The sequence below is a fragment of the Xanthomonas sp. 3307 genome, from assembly GCF_014199735.1.
Taxonomy (GTDB): domain Bacteria; phylum Pseudomonadota; class Gammaproteobacteria; order Xanthomonadales; family Xanthomonadaceae; genus Xanthomonas_A; species Xanthomonas_A rydalmerensis.
Window position 1 is genome coordinate 230,151 of the sequence record NZ_JACHOG010000004.1, and the last position, 19,112, is coordinate 249,262.

At 70.7% G+C, this 19,112-nt stretch carries 15 protein-coding genes; 6 read left to right on the top strand and 9 right to left on the bottom strand.

Annotated features, from left to right (window positions below; all coding sequences use genetic code 11):
• Positions 1–206 precede the first annotated feature (206 nt).
• Positions 207–2,396 carry a primosomal protein N' gene (locus tag GGR64_RS12300; protein WP_184646156.1) on the top strand — a complete coding sequence of 730 codons (2,190 nt, stop codon included), beginning with the start codon at positions 207–209 and terminating at the stop codon, positions 2,394–2,396.
• Positions 2,397–2,515: 119 nt separating this feature from the next.
• Here GGR64_RS12300 and GGR64_RS12305 read toward each other — a convergent pair whose 3' ends face one another.
• Positions 2,516–4,249 (bottom strand): VanW family protein, encoded by a 1,734-nt coding sequence (locus GGR64_RS12305; protein WP_221236199.1) that lies wholly within the window; start codon positions 4,247–4,249, stop codon positions 2,516–2,518.
• 192 nt (positions 4,250–4,441) lie between these two features.
• Between GGR64_RS12305 and GGR64_RS12310 the strand changes: the two genes are divergently transcribed.
• Complete coding sequence (locus GGR64_RS12310; protein WP_184646158.1) at positions 4,442–5,746, top strand: NAD(P)/FAD-dependent oxidoreductase; 1,305 nt, start codon at positions 4,442–4,444, stop codon at positions 5,744–5,746.
• A gap of 58 nt (positions 5,747–5,804) precedes the next feature.
• A complete protein-coding gene (locus GGR64_RS12315; RefSeq protein ID WP_160957604.1) occupies positions 5,805–6,422 on the top strand; it encodes a trimeric intracellular cation channel family protein in 618 nt (205 codons plus the stop codon).
• A 131-nt stretch (positions 6,423–6,553) separates the two neighbouring features.
• Here the strand turns inward: GGR64_RS12315 and rpoH are convergent, their stop codons facing one another.
• From rpoH to rhlB, 6 genes are all read right to left on the bottom strand, one after another.
• Entirely contained in the window at positions 6,554–7,432 is an 879-nt protein-coding gene (rpoH, locus tag GGR64_RS12320) for an RNA polymerase sigma factor RpoH (RefSeq protein WP_160965929.1), read from the bottom strand.
• 218 nt (positions 7,433–7,650) lie between these two features.
• Positions 7,651–8,382, bottom strand: coding sequence for a uracil-DNA glycosylase (ung, locus tag GGR64_RS12325; RefSeq protein WP_184646159.1), 732 nt, complete (start codon positions 8,380–8,382; stop codon positions 7,651–7,653).
• 28 nt (positions 8,383–8,410) lie between these two features.
• Positions 8,411–9,253 carry a response regulator gene (locus GGR64_RS12330; protein ID WP_160965925.1) on the bottom strand — a complete coding sequence of 281 codons (843 nt, stop codon included), beginning with the start codon at positions 9,251–9,253 and terminating at the stop codon, positions 8,411–8,413.
• A gap of 7 nt (positions 9,254–9,260) precedes the next feature.
• Positions 9,261–10,205: a permease-like cell division protein FtsX gene (gene ftsX / locus GGR64_RS12335; protein ID WP_184646162.1), complete on the bottom strand. Its 945-nt coding sequence runs from the start codon at positions 10,203–10,205 to the stop codon at positions 9,261–9,263.
• Positions 10,202–10,888 carry a cell division ATP-binding protein FtsE gene (ftsE, locus tag GGR64_RS12340; RefSeq protein ID WP_160945586.1) on the bottom strand — a complete coding sequence of 229 codons (687 nt, stop codon included), beginning with the start codon at positions 10,886–10,888 and terminating at the stop codon, positions 10,202–10,204. Before ftsE ends, ftsX begins: the two co-directional genes overlap by 4 nt.
• 73 nt (positions 10,889–10,961) lie before the next feature.
• Complete coding sequence (rhlB, locus tag GGR64_RS12345; protein ID WP_184646163.1) at positions 10,962–12,725, bottom strand: ATP-dependent RNA helicase RhlB; 1,764 nt, start codon at positions 12,723–12,725, stop codon at positions 10,962–10,964.
• A 201-nt stretch (positions 12,726–12,926) separates the two neighbouring features.
• Here rhlB and trxA point away from each other — a divergent pair, with 201 nt between their 5' ends.
• From trxA to GGR64_RS12360, 3 genes are all read left to right on the top strand, one after another.
• Complete coding sequence (trxA, locus tag GGR64_RS12350; RefSeq protein WP_010341563.1) at positions 12,927–13,268, top strand: thioredoxin TrxA; 342 nt, start codon at positions 12,927–12,929, stop codon at positions 13,266–13,268.
• Positions 13,269–13,508: 240 nt separating this feature from the next.
• Positions 13,509–15,293, top strand: coding sequence for a transcription termination factor Rho (rho, locus tag GGR64_RS12355; protein ID WP_184646165.1), 1,785 nt, complete (start codon positions 13,509–13,511; stop codon positions 15,291–15,293).
• A 128-nt stretch (positions 15,294–15,421) separates the two neighbouring features.
• Positions 15,422–16,222: a hypothetical protein gene (locus GGR64_RS12360; protein WP_184646167.1), complete on the top strand. Its 801-nt coding sequence runs from the start codon at positions 15,422–15,424 to the stop codon at positions 16,220–16,222.
• A 67-nt stretch (positions 16,223–16,289) separates the two neighbouring features.
• Here the strand turns inward: GGR64_RS12360 and GGR64_RS12365 are convergent, their stop codons facing one another.
• Together GGR64_RS12365 and aceK are read right to left on the bottom strand one after the other, a co-directional pair.
• On the bottom strand, positions 16,290–17,192 hold the full coding sequence (locus GGR64_RS12365; protein ID WP_260303004.1) for an energy transducer TonB: 903 nt from the start codon (positions 17,190–17,192) through the stop codon (positions 16,290–16,292).
• A 60-nt stretch (positions 17,193–17,252) separates the two neighbouring features.
• On the bottom strand, positions 17,253–19,001 hold the full coding sequence (gene aceK, locus GGR64_RS12370) for a bifunctional isocitrate dehydrogenase kinase/phosphatase (protein ID WP_184447305.1): 1,749 nt from the start codon (positions 18,999–19,001) through the stop codon (positions 17,253–17,255).
• Positions 19,002–19,112 lie beyond the last annotated feature (111 nt).

The following is a 19,112-nucleotide window of genomic DNA, read 5'->3' on the forward strand; positions in this document are numbered from 1 at the left end:
TGTCCAACTCGTTGCAGAGGCTTGTGAGTCCGTCTTCACGGCGTGGAGCATGCCGGTCATGCACAGCTTTATCCACAGCACGTGTGGATAAATTCGATTCTCCAAGCGGGGCAGCTATTTACGACCGGTTTATCAGTTTGCGGGCAGCAATCGCACGCAACTCCTGGCGCCCGGGACGCGCTTGCGGCGACCGCTAGACTAGGTGGATGCCCTCCCCCGTCGCCACGCTCCGCGTCGCCCTGCCCGTGCCGCTGCCGCAGCTGTTCGACTACCTGCCACCGCCCGGCGGCACGGTCGCCGACGGCGATGTCGGCCGCCGCGTGCAGGTGCCGTTCGGCAACCGCGAACTGAGCGGCGTGGTGGCGGCGATCGGCCAGGTCGAGGACACGGAGGGCCTGCGCGCGGCACTGGCCTGGCTGGACCCGGCGCCGCTGCTGCACGGCGAACTGGCCGAGTCGCTGCGCTGGCTGGCGCGCTACAGCCACGCGCCACTGGGCGAGGTGCTGGCCACGGCGCTGCCGGTACCGCTGCGCCGCGGCGAACCGCTGCCCGACACCCACGCCTGGGCCTGGCGCCTGACCGAGGCCGGCGCCAGCCACCGTGCCCGGCCCGGCACCCGCCCGCACCGCTTCGCCGCGCTGCTGGCGGACGGCGCCATGGACGAGGACCGGCTGGACCAGGCGATGGACGACTGGCGCAGCGCCGCGCGGGCGCTGGCCAAGCGCGGGCATGCCGAACGCATCGCCGTGCCGGCCAGCATGGCGGCGCCGCAACCGCAGCCCGGACCGGTGCCCAATGCCGAACAACAGGACGCGATCGACGCGGTGGTCGCCGCCGCCGGGTTCGCCCCGTTCCTGCTCGACGGCGTCACCGGCAGCGGCAAGACCGAGGTCTACCTGCAGGCCATCGCCGCCTGCCTGGCGCGCGGCCGCCAGGCGCTGGTGCTGGTGCCGGAGATCGGCCTGACCCCGCAGACCCTGGCCCGCTTCCGCGCCCGCCTGGGGGTGCCGGTGCATGCGCTGCATTCCGGCCTCAACGACAACGAACGCGCCCGCGTCTGGGCCGCCGCGTGGCGCGGCGAGGCGCAGGTGGTGGTCGGCACCCGCTCGGCGGTGTTCGTGCCGCTGCCGCAGGCCGGGCTGATCGTGGTCGACGAGGAACACGACGGCAGCTACAAGCAGCAGGACGGCATCCGCTACCACGCCCGCGATTTCGCCCTGGTCCGCGGCAAGGCGCTGGACGTGCCGGTACTGCTGGGCAGCGCCACGCCGTCGCTGGAGAGCCTGCACAACGCCGCCGGCGGCCGCTACGCGCACCTGCGCCTGACCCGCCGCGCCGGCGACGCCAAACCGCCGACGGTGCGCGTGCTCGACGTGCGCAAGCGCCCGCTGCAGGACGGGCTGTCGCCGGAGGTGCTGGCCGGCATAGGCACGGCACTGGCCGAGGGCGGCCAGGTGCTGGTGTTCAAGAACCGCCGCGGCTATGCGCCGGTGCTGCTGTGCCACGACTGCGGCTGGACCGCACCGTGCCAGCGCTGCAGCACCCCGCTGCACGCCACGCCGATGACCGTGCACGCCGGCGGCCGGCGCCTGCAATGCCACCACTGCGGCGCGCGCCAGCCAGCGCCGCTGGCCTGCCCGGACTGCGGCAGCCTGGCCCTGCAGCCGCAGGGCATCGGCACCGAACGCCTCGAAGAGCGCCTGGTGCAGGCGTTCCCGGACGTCCCGGTGCTGCGCATCGACCGCGGCACCACCCAGCGCCGCGATGCGCTGGAGACGCAGCTGGCCACGCTCGGCAGCGCCCCCGGCATCCTGGTCGGCACGCAGATCCTGGCCAAGGGCCACGACCTGCCGCAGCTGAGCCGGGTGGTGGTGGTGGGCATCGACGAAGGCCTGTTCTCGGCCGATTTCCGCGCCAGCGAGAAGCTGGCGCAGCAGTTGATCCAGGTCGCCGGGCGCGCCGGCCGCGCCGCGCGCCCGGGCGAGGTCTGGCTGCAGACCCACCACCCCGCGCATCCGTTGCTGCAGACCCTGGTGCACGGCGGCTACCACGCCTTCGCCGCCGCCGAGCTGGAGCAACGCGAGGCCGCGGGTTTCCCGCCCTTCGCGCACCTGGCGCTGCTGCGCGCCGAGGCCAAGCAGGTCGAACACGCCAACGCCTTCCTCGCCGCGGTGCGCGCGCTGCTGCCGGTGCAGGACGAGGTGCAGCGCTTCGGCCCGATGCCGGCGCCGATGCCGCGCCGTGCCGGTTTCCAGCGCACCCAGTTGCTGCTCTCGGCGAGCACGCGGCGCGCACTGCACGCATTGCTGGACGCGGCGGTGCCGGCGATCCACGCACTGCCGCAGGCACGGCGCGTGCGCTGGTCGCTGGATGTGGATCCGCAGGATCTGTACTGAGGCGGCGACGCGTCCTGCAAGACACCGCTAGAGCAACGACGCGTCGCCGAGCAATTGATGTGACCGACATGCATGGCAGACCCTGGCCTGCAGGCACCCGCAACGCCCTCGGGTTTCGCTCAACCCGCCAGGCCCAAGGCGTCGACCACCTGCGCACGCAGCGCGGCGCTGTCGCCTGCTTCCACGCAACGCCACGCGCCGTCGTCCGCGGACAGGCCGCAGGCGGCGGTGGCGATCACCGGCTTGCCCAGCGCCATGGCCAGCAACAGGCCGCGCGGCTGCTGTTCGATCCAGGCCGGCAGCAGCACCAGCGTGGCCGCGCGTACGCCCTCGGCCATCGAAGCAACCCGCTGCACCGCAATGCCGTTCCAGAAATCCGGCGTCTCCTGCGCGCCGGGCGGCAGCAGCAACAGCACCGGCAGGCCACGCACCGCCTCGCGCAGTTCGTAGGCGCCCTTACGCGCCAGCGCCGAGGCCGCCAGCAGCACCCGCGGTACGGTGTCCGCGTTGACGGCCGCGTGCTCCGCCGCGGCCGCCGTTAGCGCCGGCCGTCGCCATTCCAGCGCGAGACCGCGGCTGCCGGCCAGCGCCAGCAGTGCGCGGTGCGGCGTGATCCAGTGCCGCGCCTGTGCCAGTGCCGCACGCTCGGCCTCGACCAGCGCCGGATCGGCGCGGAAATCGCGCAGGGTGGGACTGTGCGGATGCCGCTGCGCGGCCACGTCCAGGCGCGCCTGCAGCAGGTGCATCGGCAAGGCGGTCATGCACACGTCCCAGCGCCGCCCCTGCAACTCGCCGGCCAGCCACAGCTCCGGCAACAGACTCTGCGGGACCACCAGATCGACGTCGCGCGCTGCCAACCGGCGCCGCAGCGCCTGCAGACGGATGCGCTGCGCACGCAGGCGCGCCTGCGGCAACGGCATGCCGCGCCACAGCCACCAGCGACGCACCAGCGCCGCGTGCAAGGTCGCGACGCTGGTGCGCGGCAGCGCCAGCACACGGTCGCCGGGCTGCTGCCGGCGTCGGCGGTCCTCGGCGAACTCCGGCCAGTCTTCGTCGACCAGCCAGGTGCGGTGCAGGCCGTCGGGGACCGCCGGCGAGTGGCGATGGCAGGCGCTGCGGCCGCAGCGGGTGCAGTCGTTGGCGGCGTCGATGCCGGCCGGCGCGGTGCGTCGCTGCAGCGGCGGCAACGGCAACGCTGCCGGCATCGCGGCACCGCCGCGGATGCGCACGTGCAACGCCTCGCCGTCCAGCCATACCTCCAGCCGCCACGGCGCGACGGCGCGCAGGCGCAGGTCCACGTAGTTCCAGAACACCACCGCGTCACGGTCGCGCTCGGCCAAGGATCCGGCAATCACCTGGGTGTGGCGGTGCCGCTCGACGATCTCCAGGCCCTGCCGCAGCGCCGCGTCGTAGATCGCATTGGACAACTGGCACAGGCCGCCGCCGATCGACGGCACCAGGCAGCCCTCGCGCAGTTCGCGGCCGGCGACGAAGCCGCGGCGGCGGGTGGCGCGGCCGAGCTGGCGCCAGAAGCTGAAGGTCGCACCGGCCGGCACCTCCACGCCATGCAGCGCACGCGCGGCCAGCCGCAGGTTGTGGATCTTGCCGGCCACCAGTTGCGGCGCGGTCTCCTCGCTGGCGGGCCACAGCGCAGTGACCGATTCGGCGGAGGTGCCATCGGCGATCGCCAGGCCGCCATCGCGGCGATGCTTGCGTGGTCCGTCGCGCAGATCGCGCAGCGCGCGGCGTCCTTGCAGCGCGCGGGTCTTGGCCCAGAACAACAGGCTGCGCCAGCGCGACGGCAACGGCGCCTGCGGCGACACCGACACACGCGATTTCACTGTCGCTGACATGACCGTGCGTCCTCCGTGTCGCTGACCGCGCTTTGCATCGCGCTACTATACGAGCATGCAGGTCCGGCCCTCGACGATCGCGCAGCGCCCCACTGGCCGCGCGCGTTTCCGCGGATCGGTGCGCCACGCGCGCCCACGACCGCCACGCCGACATCGGACACCTCCGCTCCCCTCCCCCTCCTGGAGTCCTGCATGGACGACACACGCGTGCCGCACCTGATCGTGGTCGGCGGTGGCTTCGCCGGCTTGTGGGCCACCCGCGCCCTGGCCAAGACGCCGCTGCGCATCACCCTGATCGACCGCCGCAACCATCACCTGTTCCAGCCGCTGCTGTACCAGGTCGCCACCGCCGGCCTGTCGGCGCCGGACATCGCCGCGCCGCTGCGGCAGATCCTGCGCCACCAGGACAATGTCGAAGTACGGCTGGGCGAAGTCGTCCACATCGACAAGCAGGCGCGGCAGGTGCGCCTGGCCGACGGCCAGGCGCTGGACTACGACTATGTGCTGGTCGCCACCGGCGCCACCCACGCCTATTTCGGCCACGACGACTGGGCAGCGCATGCGCCGGGCCTGAAGACCCTGGACGACGCGCTGCAGCTGCGCCGGCACCTGCTGCTGGCGTTCGAGCGCGCCGAAGCGGAAACCGACCCGGCCGCGCGCGCGGCCTGGCTGAGCTTTGCCATCGTCGGCGGCGGCCCCACCGGCGTCGAGCTGGCCGGCACCCTGGCCGAGATCGCCCGGCACACGCTCAAACACGAGTTCCGCCGCATCGACCCGGCCGAAGCGCGGGTGCGGCTGATCGAGGCCGGGCCGCGGGTGCTGTCCTCGTTCCCCGAACACCTGTCGGCCAAGGCGCAGAAGCAGTTGGAAAAGCTCGGCGTGGAAGTGCTGACCGGGGTGCCGGTCGCCGAGATCGACGCCCATGGCTATCGTCTCGGCAGCACCTTCGTGCCGGCGCGCACCGTGGTCTGGGCCGCCGGCGTGGCCGCCTCGCCGCTGGCGAAGACACTGCAGACGCCGCTGGATCGCAGCGGCCGCGTGCAGGTGCAGCCGGACCTGAGCGTGCCCGGCCATCCGGAACTGTTCGTCGCCGGCGACCTGGCCGCGGTGCAGCAGGCCGACGGCCGTCCGGTTCCCGGCGTGGCACCGGCGGCCAAGCAGATGGGCCGGCACGTCGCCGACACCCTGCGCCGACGGCTGCGCGGCGACACCGCCAGCGTGCCGTTCCGCTATGCCGACTACGGCAACCTGGCCACCATCGGGCGCATGGCCGCGATCGTGCACCTGGGCCGGCTGCAGCTCTCTGGCGTGCTGGCCTGGTGGTTCTGGCTGGCCGCGCACGTGTTCTTCCTGATCGGCTTCCGCAACCGCGTGGTGGTGCTGCTCAACTGGGCCTGGGCGTACTGGAGCTACCAGCGCGCCGCGCGGATCATCCTCGGCGATCCGCCGGCAGCGGAGGAAACGCAGGCGCAGGCCGCGCCGCCCGCGGACAGGTGACACTGCACGGTCGGGCTGCGATCCTAGCCGGCCTTTTTGCTGCAGCGCAGTGCCCGTCTTGGCGACCTTCCTGTTCCTGCTCGACCTGCTGGGCACCTTCGTGTTCGCGATCAGCGGCGCCACCGTCGGCGTGCGCCATCGCCTGGACCTGTTCGGCGTGCTGGTGCTGTCGTGCGCGGCCGCGGTCTCCGGCGGCATCGCCCGCGACGTGCTGATCGGCGCCACCCCGCCGGCAGCGCTGGCCGACGTGCGCTACCTCGGCGTCGCCTGCCTGGCCGGGTTGCTGGCCTTCTACCGTCACCACACGGTCGAGCGCCTGCGCAATCCGGTGCAGATCTTCGACGCGATGGGCCTGGCGCTGTTCGCGGTGTACGGCACCAGCAAGGCATTGGCGTTCGGCCTGGGCCCGCTCAGCGCGCCACTGCTGGGCATGCTCAGCGGCATCGGCGGCGGCATCGTCCGCGACCTGCTGGTGGCGCGTACGCCGGTGGTGCTGCAGGCCGAGCTGTACGCGGTGGCGGCCCTGCTCGGCGGCGGCGTGGTCGCCGCCGCGCAAGTGCTGCACCTCCCGCAGCCCTGGGGCCTGGCGGTGGGCGCGGTGCTGTGCTTCGGCCTGCGCTTCATGGCGATCCGCTACGGCTGGCACCTGCCGGTGGCGCGTCCGCCGGAGTCCTAGCCCAGCGTCACGCGCGCGCAGTTGCGCTTGCGCACTCGGCAGTCGCCGCTCCACGGTGCCGCCCAGAGACAAAAGAAAAGGCCCGGCAGTGCCGGGCCTTTCGTGCGTTGCTACTGACCGCCGCAGGCGACTCAGGCGACGAACAGCGCCTTCATCTTCTTCAGCGCATTCGCCTCGATCTGGCGGATGCGCTCGGCCGACACGCCGTACTCGTCGGCCAGCTCCTGCAGGGTGATCTTGCTGTCGGCATCCAGCCAGCGGCGCTTGATGATGTCGCGCGAACGCGCATCCAGTTCCGCCAGGCCTTCGCGTAGCAGCTGCAGCTGGTTGTCCTCGCTGTCGGCGCGTTCGTAGGCCTGCGAGGGATCTTCCTCGTTGGCCATCAGATACGCAGCCGGCGACGGCGGCGCGTGGTCGTCGTCCTCGTCGGACGGCGCATCGAAGCCGATATCGCGACCGGACAGGCGCGACTCCATCTCCATCACCTCGCGCTCGGACACGTTGAGATCCTTGGCCACGGCGGTGACCTCGGCCGCGTTCATCCAGCCCAGGCGGGTCTTGGACTTGCGCAGGTTGAAGAACAGCTTGCGCTGCGCCTTGGTCGTGGCGACCTTGACGATGCGCCAGTTCTTCAGGATGTACTCGTGCATCTCGGCACGGATCCAGTGCACCGCGAAGCTGACCAGGCGCACGCCCATCTCCGGGTCGAAACGCTTGACCGCCTTCATCAGGCCGATGTTGCCTTCCTGGATCAGGTCGCCCAGCGGCAGGCCGTAGCCGTTGTAGCCGCGGGCCACGTGCACCACGAAGCGCAGGTGGGAATGGACCAGTTCGCGGGCCGCGTCCAGGTCTTCCTGGTCGCGATAGCGCACCGCCAGTGCGTGTTCCTCGTCGGACGTCAGCACCGGGATCTGGTGCACGGCGCCGATATAGGCATCCAGCGAACCGAGCGGACTGGGGATCGGGAGGTTGTTGGCAACCAATGCGTTGGAAGTAAGAGTCTGGCTCATAGGGCTCATCTTAGCAGTCTACTAATTGGACTGCTGGGTACAGTAAAAAGTTCCTGTGTTCTATTTACGCAACATATGAATCAGGAATGACACTGCATCACAAGCCGTTGAAACAATCGGGACGCATCGTCATCCCGTTCTCTGACCGCCAAAGTAGCAGCCGGTTCGCGAAAATGGCGTCCACGCCAGGCGACAGCGGCGTGCCGTCCAACCGGGGTTCAGGCGCCGCGCAGCGCCGCCTCCAGCTCCGCGCGCGGCGGCAGGCTCCAGTCGATCGGGGTCGCGCCGCGCCGCCGCAGGTACTCGTTGGCAGCGGAGAAATTCTTGCAGCCGAGGAAGCCGCGGTGCGCCGAGAGCGGCGAGGGGTGCGGGGCCTTGAGCACACGGTGGCGGCGGGTGTCGATGACCTTGCCCTTGGCCTGGGCGTAGCTACCCCAGAGCAGGAACACCAGGCCCTCGCGCTCGCGGTTGAGGGTTTCCACGACGTGGTCGGTGAAGCCCTCCCAGCCCTTGCCCTGGTGCGCGCCGGCACGGCCTTCCTCCACCGTCAGCACCGCGTTGAGCAGCAGTACGCCGCGCTGCGCCCACGGCAGCAGACAGCCGTGGTCGGGCCGGCGGATGCCGAGGTCGTCCTCGATCTCCTTGTAGATGTTCAGCAGCGACGGCGGCACCGGCACCCCCGGCAGCACCGAGAAGCACAGCCCGTGCGCCTGGCCGTAGCCGTGGTACGGGTCCTGGCCGAGGATCACCACTTCCACCCGCTCGAACGGGGTCGCATCGAAGGCGGCGAAGATCTGCCGCCCCGGCGGGAACACCCGCGCGCCGGCGGCCTTGCGCTGGCGCAGGAACGCGGCCAGTTCGCGCATCTCCGGGCGCAGCAGCCAGTCGCCGACCTGCGCCTTCCAGGACGGTTCCAGCTGGATCCGGCTTTCGTCTTCGTTGTTGCTCATCGCTTCCAGGCTCGGGACATCACATCGGTCAGAAGGTCACGGCGATCTCGTCGAGCCGCGCCAGGCGCAACTGGAACAGCACCTTGGTGACCAGCAGGCGCTCTTCGATCGGTTTCTGCACCAGGTCGTTGGCGCCGGCGCGCAGCAGCTCGGACTGGGTGTGCGGATTGCTGTCGCCGGTCATCACCAGCACCGGCATGCGCCGCTTGCCGTAGGCGAAGTCGACGCGGATGCGCTGGACCACGTCGCGGCCGTTGAGCTCGCCCTTGAGGGTGACGTCGGTCAGCACCAGGTCGATGCGGCGGGTGGTGCGGCCCAGCGACTCGGCGGTGAGCAGGGCGAACGCGTCCTCGGCGCTGAGCACGTGCACCACGTGCAGGTGCTGGCGTTCGAGCATGCGCTTGGTCGCCTCGGCCACCACCCGGCTGTCCTCGACGTAGAGGACGGTGGCGCCGGCCACCGGCTGCGGCTGCACGTAGCCGCGGATGAAGGTGGCCAGCGCCTCGTGGCCGAGCGCCTTGTCGAAGTAGTCGGTGACGTACTCGGTGAAGCGGCGTTCGACCAGGTGCTGCTGGGCGTCGCCGGAGACCACGATCACCGGCACGTAGGCCTGCCCGGCGGCTTCGCGCACGCTGCGCGCCAGGGTCAGGCCGTCGCCGTCGGGCAGCCCCAGCGAGGTGGTGACCAGATCGACCGGACCGGCCTCCAGCGCGGCGCGCGCCTCGGCGATGCTGGCGCAGCCGACCACGGTCACGTCGGGCAGTTCGCGGTGCAGCACGTCGGCGATCAGCTTGCGCACCAGCTTGGAGCCATCGACCACCATCACCCGGGGGGCGGCGCTGATCAGATGCTTGAGCTCGTGCCCGGCCATGTGCGCCTCAGGTGTCGGTGGGCCGCGTCTGGCGCAGGAAATGGCCGGTCACCAGCCAGGCGCCGAGCCAGCCCAGCAGCAGGGTGCCGAGCAGGACGAAGCCGGCATGCAGCGCGTCCAGCCCATGCAGCATGAAATGGCTGCCGTAGCTGTCGGCCAGCGCCGCCAGCGGCTGGCCCAGCGCCATCCCCGAGGCGGCGAGCAGGCCCAGCGCCAGCACCCCGGCGCCGAACCCGTACCAGGCGCCCAGGTACAGGAACGGGCGGCGGATGAAGCCGTCGCTGGCGCCGAGCAGCTGCAGCACGCCGATCTCCTCGCGCCGCGACTGGATGTCCAGGCGCACGGTGTTGCCGACCACCAGCACCGCACCGGCGCCGAGCAGCAGCGACAGCACCTGCACCAGGCGTTCGCCGAAATGCAGCCAGCCGTCCAGGCGCTTGCGCCACAGCGCGTCGTGCTGGACCAGATCGGCCTGCGGCAGCGCGGTCAGCGCGGTCGCCAGCGGCGTGTCGTCGGCCGCGGCCGGGGTGACGATCAGCAGCGTCGGCAGCGGGTTGTCCTGCAGCGCGTCCAGCGCCTCGCCGAGGCCGGCGCTGTCGCGCAGCTCGGCCATGCCCTCGGCGGGCGTGCGCAGCGTTACCGCCGCCACGTCGGCGCGGCCGCGCAAGGTCTGCGCCAGCGTCTGCGCCGCGGCGGCGTCGACGTCGGTCTTCAGGAACACGTTGATGTCGCGCGACTGCTGCACGCTGCCGGCGAACTGCTTGAGGTTGTCCAGGGCGATCGACAGGCCCAGCGGCAGGGTCAGCGCCAGCGCCATCACCGCCATGGTCAGCAGCGTCGCCCACGGCTTGCGCATGGCGCGGCCAAGGCTGTAGACGATGCTGTGCAGATGGTGGTCCCACCACACGCCCAACCGCGAGGGCGCCGCGGCGCCGGCATTGCGTGCGCTCATTCGGCCAGGTCCTGCGGGGAGATGTCGTCGATCAGGCGGCCGTGGTCCAGGATCAGCACGCGCTTGCGCATCTGCTTGAGCAGCGCCAGGTCGTGGCTGACCACCAGCACGCTGGTGCCGCGCGCCGGCAGTTCAGCGAACAGTTGCATGATTTCCGCGGCCAGGGTCGGATCGAGGTTGCCGGTGGGCTCGTCGGCGACCAGCAGCCGCGGTTCGCCGACCATCGCCCGGGCGATGCCGACGCGCTGCTGCTCGCCGGCCGACAGCTGCGACGGCAGCGCCTTCTCGCGGTGGCCCAGGCCCATGCGCTCGAGCACCGAGCGCACGCGCTTGCCGATCTCGGCACGGCGGGTGCCGCGCAGGATCAGCGGCAGCGCCACGTTCTCGGCGATGCTGCGGTCGGTGAGCAGGCGGTGGTCCTGGTAGACCACGCCGACCTCGCGCCGATGCAGCGGCACGCGGCGGCCGCGCACCTTCAGCAGGTTGCGCTCGCCGAACAGGACGGCGCCGCGCGAGGGCCGCTCGCTCAGGTGGATCAGCTTGAGCAGGGTGCTCTTGCCCGCACCGGAATGGCCGGTGACGAACAGCATCTCGCCCTCCTCGACCTCGAAGCTGACGTCCACCAGCGCCGCGTGGCCGCCGGCGTACTGTTTGCTGACATTGTCGAACCGCAGAACGCTCATCCGGCGATTATGCCGGAGCGGCCCGGGTGTTCGTCCACCGCGCGCGTCGCACGCGGCGGACGGCCGGTCCGGATCAGGAGCTGGAGACCAGCGAGCGCAGCTTGCGGCCCAGGCGGGTCAGGAACGAATCGTTCTTCGCCGCCGCACTGCGATCGGCCTGGCGCGCGGCCTTGACCGGGGTGGCCACGACCTGCACCGGCTTGGCCGGGGCGGCGGTCGCCGGCGCGGCGCTGCCGTTGCCGGCCGGTGCGCCCTCGGCGCCTTCCAGCGGACGTCCGCCGCGACGGCGGCGGCGCTTGCGCGGCGCACGCTCGCCCTCGACCGCCGGCACAGCACCCTCGGCTGGCGCAGCACGCGGCGGCTTGGGAGCGGGCGCCGGCGCGGCGGCGGCCGGCGCGCTGCCGTCCGCGGCGGCGGGGCTGGCGTCGGCCGGACGCGGCGTGCGCGGACGCCGCGGCTTGCCGTCGGCGCTGCGCGAGGACTCGCCACGGCCGCCCGGGCCGCTGCGGCTGCCGCCGGGCTTGCCGCGACCGCCGCCACGCCGTTGTTCGTCGGCCTCGCGCTGGGCGCGGGCCTCGCGGAAGATCTCGCCGATGCTCTGGTCGTCGTCATCGGCCTCGGCGGCCTCGCCCTCCACCACCGCACGCGGGGTGCGCGGCAGCGCCACCAGCAGCTCGGCGGTGACCGGCTCGACCGGGATCTTCTGCTCGATGTAGGCCTCGATGTCCGGCAGGCTCATCGCGTAGCGCTCGCAGGCGAAGCTGATCGCGTCGCCCTCCTCGCCCAGCCGCGCGGTGCGGCCGATGCGGTGCACGTAGTCCTCGGCGTCGAACGGCAGGTCGTAGTTGTAGACGTACTTGACCCCGTCGATGTGCAGGCCGCGCGCGGCCACGTCGGTGGCCACCAGGATCTCCAACTGGCCCTTCTGGAAGCGGTTGAGCAGGGTCTCGCGCTTCTTCTGCGGCACGTCGCCGGACAGCACGCCGACCCGGTAGCCGTTGCGCTCCAGCGAACGCGCCACCCGCTCGACGAACGCCTTGGTGTTGACGAACACCATGGTGCGCGCGCCCTCGCTGCGCGACAGCAGGCCCAGCAGCAGGGTCAGCTTCTCCTCGTCGGAGGGGAAGTAGATGCGCTGGCGCACCCGCGCGGCGGTGATGCTCTCGGTCTCGACCACGAGCTTTTCCGGCTCGTTCATGTGTTCGTAGGCCAGCTCCAGCACGCGATGGCTGAGGGTGGCCGAGAACAGCAGGGTCTGCCGGGTGCCGCGCTCGGGCATGCGCCGCAGCAGGAAGCGGATGTCCTTGATGAAGCCAAGGTCGAACATGCGGTCGGCTTCGTCGAGCACGCAGATCTCGCAGGCGTGCAGCGACACCACCTTGTGCTGCTTGACGTAGTCGATCAGGCGGCCGGGGGTGGCGATGATCACGTCCACGCCCTGCTGCAGCAGTTCGCGCTGCTTGTCGTAGTCCACGCCGCCGTAGACCAGGGCGAAGCGCAGGCCCAGCTCGGAGCCGAACTTCACCGCATCCTTGTGGATCTGGATGGCCAGTTCGCGGGTCGGGGCCAGGATCAGCGCGCGCGGATCCTCCGGTTTGCGGTCGGCCAGCGCCGGGCGGCTGAGCAGGCGGTTCATCACCGCCACCAGGAACGCCAGGGTCTTGCCGGTGCCGGTCTGGGCCTGGCCGGCCACGTCGCGGCCGGGAAGGGCCACCGGCAGGGTCAGCGCCTGGATCGGGGTACAGCGGGTGAAGCCGGCGCTTTCGAGGCCTGCGAGCAGCGCGGGCTGCAGTTCGAACGCGGAAAAAGTCACATCGGTCAGCGGTTTGTCGCTCATCATTCCATCTTCGTGAGGCCACCCCGCCCGAAGCGTAAGGTCGCGGCTTGCATCGGTCCCGGCAGCGTCGCACACTGGCGTCTTCCATGCCGGGTCGCGCGACAGGGGGAATCCCTTGAGTTCGCCGCGCAATGCCCCAGTTTACCGCAATGCGGCGGCCACCCGGTCCGGCCAGTCGCATTGGCCCAGGAGATACCCCAAGTGAGCGACAAGGTCCTTTACGTCGGCGACGCCGATTTCGATGCCACGGTGCTGCAGTCCGACGAGCCGGTCCTGGTGGACTTCTGGGCCGAGTGGTGCGGCCCGTGCAAGATGATCGCGCCGGTGCTGGACGACCTCGCCGACGCCTACGACGGCCGTCTCAAGGTCGCCAAGGTCAACGTGGACGAGAACCGCGCCACCGCGATCAAGTACCACGTGCGCTCGATCCCGATGCTGCTGCTGTTCAAGAACGGCCAGATCCAGGCCACCCAGATCGGCGCCGTCGGCAAGGGCCAGCTGACCCAGATGATCGACAAGACCCTGGGCAGCAGCGCCGCCTGACGCCCGCTGCCGGCACCGCTCCGCAACCGGAGCGGCGCCGCGGCAGTCCCGTCGGCGTTCATCGCCGGCGGCTGAATCGCCCACAAACGCCTGCTTGCCGTGCTTGCGTGGCGGTGATAGTGTCGATGCATCCGGTGGCATTCGCACACCGCACCCCCTCTGGAAGATTCTCTCCCAGACCTCCTCCCAACCCCGTATGCCCCCACGCTGGGCGCTCGCACTCTTAGCGAGGAACACCACTTGTCCGATCACACCATGTCCGAACCCGGGAGCGCCGACGCCCCCGCCGAGAAGCGCGTGCGCAAGCCGCGCGTCAGCAAGGCCGTGAGCGGCGCGGAAGGCGCCGCCGAGCACGGCGCGCCGGCGCAGCCGAACTTGCCGCTGAACCCCGCGCCCGTCCAGGCCGAAGCACCGCGTCCCGCAGCGCCGGAGTCGGCCCCGGCCGCGAGCGGCGGCCAGAGCCACGGCGGCGGCGACGCGCCGGCCCACCAGGGCGGCGGCCAGGCGTCCGAAGGCGGCGAACCGCGCGAAGGCCGTGAGCCGCGCGACGGCGGCGGCAACCGCTTCAACAACCAGAATCAGAACCAGAACAACCAGAACAACCAGCAGGGCAACCGCCGCGATCGCTTCCGCAATCGCCGCGACCGCGACCGCAACCAGCGCGGCGGCGACCGCTTCCAGGACAACGGCCTGCCCAGCGACAACGGTGCCAACGAGCCGTTCGTGCCGCGCCCGCACGCCAACGTGCCGGAAGGCTTCCCGATCTACTCGCTGAGCGACCTGAAGAAGATGCCGGCGCAGAAGCTGCTGGACATCGCCGAGCAGCTCAACATCCAGGACGGCGTGGCCCGCGCGCGCAAGCAGGACGTGATCTTCGCCCTGCTGAAGGTGCTGACCCGCCACGGCGAAGGCGTCGCCGCCGACGGCGTGCTGGAAATCCTGCCGGACGGTTTCGGCTTCCTGCGCGCGGCCGAGGCCAGCTACCTGGCCGGCCCGGACGATACCTACATCTCGCCCAGCCAGATCCGCCGCTTCAACCTGCGCACCGGCGACCACCTGTCCGGCCGCATCCGCTTCCCGAAGGACGGCGAGCGCTACTTCGCGCTGTCGATCGTCGACACCATCAACGGCGAGCCGCTGGAAGCGAGCAAGAACAAGGTCCTGTTCGAGAACCTGACCGCGCTGTTCCCGCGCAAGCGCTTCACCCTGGAGCGCGGCAACGGCTCCTCGGAAGACATCTCCGGCCGCATCCTCGACCTGATGGCGCCGCAGGGCAAGGGCCAGCGTGCGCTGATCGTGTCCCCGCCCAAGGCCGGCAAGACCATGCTGATGCAGCAGGTGGCCACGGCGATCACCACCAACCATCCGGACGTGCACCTGATCGTGCTGCTGATCGACGAGCGCCCGGAAGAAGTGACCGAAATGCAGCGCACCGTGCGCGGCGAGGTCATCTCCTCGACCTTCGACGAGCCGGCCGCGCGCCACGTGCAGGTCGCCGAAATGGTGATCGAGCGTGCCAAGCGCCTGGTCGAACACAAGAAGGACGTGGTGATCCTGCTCGACTCGATCACCCGCCTGGCCCGCGCCTACAACAACGTGGTGCCGTCCTCCGGCAAGGTGCTCAGCGGCGGCGTCGACGCCAACGCCCTGCACCGCCCGAAGCGCTTCTTCGGCGCGGCGCGCAACGTCGAGGAAGGCGGCTCGCTGACCATCATCGCCACCGCGCTGGTGGAAACCGGCAGCAAGATGGACGAGGTGATCTACGAAGAGTTCAAGGGCACCGGCAACAGCGAAGTGCACCTGAACCGCCGTATCGCCGAGAAGCGCGTGTACCCGGCCATCGACATCAACCGCTCCGGCACCCGCCGCGAGGACCTGCTGATCGAGCCGGAACTGCTGCAGAAGATCTGGATCCTGCGCAAGCTGCTGCATCCGATGGACGAGATCGCGGCGATGGAGTTCCTGCTGGACAAAATGAAGAACACCAAGTCCAACGACGAGTTCTTCGGTTCGATGAAGCGCTGAGTCCAGGCGCCGGTTCGACCGCAACGCCCCGCTTCGGCGGGGCGTTCGCGTTTGTGGCGCCGGCACTGCGCCGCCCCGCGCCTGACGGGCGCGGGGTCCGACGGTCTTTCGACGTGGACGCGGGTGAGATGGGCGCCATTCGCCCCGCCGCGTCCGCCGCCATGCCCACCACTGCCAATAGCGCCGCCAGCAAGGTCGCCCCGGTCACCCTCGGCTTCTGGGTGATGAAGAGTTGCGCCACCACCCTGGGCGAGACCGGCGGCGACCTGCTGTCGATGACCCTGGACATCGGCTATGCGCTGAGCAGCGTGCTGCTGCTGGCGGTGTTCCTGGTCTCGCTGTGGGCGCAGCTGCGCGCACGCCGGTTCCAGCCGTGGCGGTACTGGTGGGTGATCCTGACCACCAGCACCGCCGGCACCACGCTGTCGGATTACATGGACCGCAGCCTGGGCCTGGGTTACGCGCAGGGCGCGCTGCTGCTGGTCAGCCTGCTGGTCGCGGTACTGGCGAGCTGGTGGCTGTGCGAACGCAGCCTGTCGGTCGAGCGGATCGGCAGTGGCCGCGCCGAGGTCTTCTACTGGCTGGCGATCCTGGTCTCCAACACGCTGGGCACCGCGCTGGGCGACTACCTGGCCGACAGCTCGGGGCTGGGCTTCGCCGGCGGCGCATCGCTGATCGCCGCGCTGTTGGCGGCGATCGCCCTCGCCTATGCGTTCACCCGCGTCTCGCGCACGGCGTTGTTCTGGGCGGCGTTCGTGCTGACCCGACCGTTCGGCGCCACCCTCGGCGACTTGCTGAGCAAGCCGGCCGGCAAGGGCGGGCTGGATCTGGGCACGGTCGGCGCGTCGGTGCTGCTGGCCGCACTGTTGCTGGCGGTGCTGGTCGTGTCGACCCGGCGCCGCGGCGGCGATCGCCGCGCGGCGCGCTAGCGTCGGCCGGTCGTTGCCAACGCGGCCAGCTTTGCCGTGCCTGCGTCCAAGCGCACCTGGCCGCCGCTCAGCCGCCCTGCAGCGGCTGCAGCGGCGTCAGCAGGCGCGGGCCGGTGCCGTCGGCCATGTACACGCCGCCGGCCGGCAGCAGGTCCGGCGAGAAGCCGGCCGCATCCTGGCCGGTGATCCACGGCGCACGCTGGCGCGGGCCGGGCACGTAGCTCATCCAGCGGCCATACGCCGACGCTGCGCCCTGGCGGGGCTGGTCGCGCAACGCGTAGTCGACCGGCACGCGCACGGTCCAATAGGGCGCATCCACGTCCTTGCCTTCGCTCGGCGGCCGGAAGGTCCATTTATGGGCCGCGCCCAGCGCGCTCTTGCCCAGCACATCGCGCAGTCGCTGCATTTGCTGTTCGGACGCCACCACACGCAGGTTGACCTGCTCCACCGCGGCATCGGCGACGCGGCCATCGCGGCCCACCTTGAGCACCAGGTACGCCGAACCCGCGGCACCGACGCTGTAGGCCGCTTGCGGATAGGCCGGCGGCTTCATCTGAATCGAGGTCACCACACTGCGATCGTTGGGATCGTAGTGGCTGAAATCGGCGCCACGGATCTCGACCTGGTAGTCATCGCCCTGCAGGCGCTTGGCGATCAGCCGCAGGGTCATCGGCGTGCGCGCCGGCACTGGCTTGCCATCGCGCAGGCCCGGCGCGAACGTCCACTGCATCACGGTGCTGCGGACGAAGTCGACCACGCCCTTGGGCAGGCGCTCCTGCTGGTCCAACGCCAGCGCCGACACCTTGCCGCTGGGCTCGATGTCGATCGTGCCGCTCACCAGCATGCTGCTTTCGATCTGCTTGCGTACCGCGCCGGGCCCGACCCCGTCGGCGGCGACGGCGGCGAACGCCAGCAGCAGCGAGACCATGGCGCTCCAGCGCCACCACGAACGGAGGGATCGGCGGTGCATCGTGCATTCCTTGCTTGAGATGAGGCGCCGATTACAGCGCACTGGCGGCTGGGCGGCAACTCAGGCCAGGCGCAGCGCGTCCGGGTAGGGCGGCGCGTCCGGATAGTCGTCCTCGCGCAGGCGCGTCTGCAGGTCGCGCCACCACTGCGGATCGAACAGTTCGCCATGGGCATGGCGCACCGCCTCCAGCGAGGCCGCGGGCAGGCCCATGAACATCGCGAAGCGCTCCGGGAACACGTCGCGCGGGGCGACATGGAACCAGGGTTCGGCGGCCATCGCCTCTTCCTCGTTGCGCGGCTGCGGCCAGTCGCGGAAGTTGCAGTCGGTGACCAGGCACAGCTCGTCGTAGTCGTAGAACACCGCGCGGCCCTGCCGCGACACGCCGAAGTTCTTCAGCAGCATGTCGCCGGGGAAGATGTTGTTGCGGGCCATGTCCTTGATCGCCTGGGCATAGTCCAGCGCGGCCTCGCGCGCGGCCTCGGCGCCCTGCTCGCGCAAGTACAGGTTCAGCGGGCGCAGGCGCCGCTGCACGTAGCACAACTCGACGATCAGGTCGTCGCCATCCTCGCGCAGGCTGCGTGCGCAACCCTCCATCAGTTCCTGCAGCAGCGCCGGCGCGAAGCGCGCACGCGGGAAGCGCAGCGAACGGTACGGCTGCGCGTCGAGCAGGCGGCCGACGCGATCGAGGTTGAACACCAGCGCGTATTTCTCTTCGACCTCTTCGCGGCTCATCGTCTTCGGATAGGCGAAGCGGTCGCGGATCAGCTTGAACACCAGCGGATAGCTGGGCAGGGTGAACACCGCCATGACCATGCCCGGCGTGCCCTCGGCATGCACCAGCTGTTCGTTGGGATGCGCCTGGAAGTGCCGGAAGAAGGTGCGGAAGCGTTCGGTCTTGCCCTGCTTGGCGCGGCCGAGCATGGTGTACAACTCGTCGATCGGCTTGTGCGGCAGCAGGCTGCGCAGGAACACCACCGCATCACCGACAGTGGACAGATCGGCCTGGAAATAGCTGCGCGAAATGCCGAACAGTTGCGCCACGTCGTTGCGCTTGGTCAGCACCGCTTCGGCGCGGAGGCCCTGCGCGTCGTTGACCAGGGCGATCACGCACGGCGAGAAGCGGTGTTCGCCGAACACGCGGCCGATCAGGTAGGCGCGGCGTTCGCGGTAGAACACGGTCTCCAGCAGTTCGATGCCGCGCACCGGGTTCTCGCCCCAATGCGCCAGATCGTCCTGTAGCCGCACCGCGATGGCCGCCGCGCAGCGCGTGCGGTGCGCGTACGGCACATCGAACCGGTAGTCGCCGAGCACGCGCACGAACGCGTCCACGGGCCGCGCCTCGGACACCACGTAGTTGTGCCGCGCCACCGGGTGGGTGATGGCGTCGGTGGGCTCGATGTCCAGCGCCACGAACTCGATCTGCGCATCCACGCCCTGGGTACGGAAGAAGCGCCGGGTCAGGGTGTTGTAGAAGGTCTTGTACAGCTCCTGGTCGATCAACCCATGCAGTTGCGCGGCGAAGCTGTCGCGAACCTGCGCCCACAGCGTGCGGTCGTGGGCCTGGCCGAGCAGCAGCGCGCGCAGGCGCAGCATGCACTCGCCGATGCACTGGTCGTACAGGGCGATGCGTTCGACCGCATCGTTGCGCGCAGCGTTCCAGTCGCGCGTCTCGAAGCGGCGCCGCGCGCGCCGGGTGATCTCGGCGAAACGCGCATGGTAGTCCTCGAATGCGTCGTGGATGCCGCGTGCCACCGCGATAGCGGCGGGTTGGGGGCATGGGGAGACGGGCGCGTCGTGGGTCTCGGTCATGGGCCGCAGTCTACCCGCAGCGCCCCACCGCTCCCCGGCGCGCCCCGGCGCGCACGGCGCTGCCGCGCCCGCGGTGCCAGCACGATCTGTCGCACGAACCGTCATCGGCAC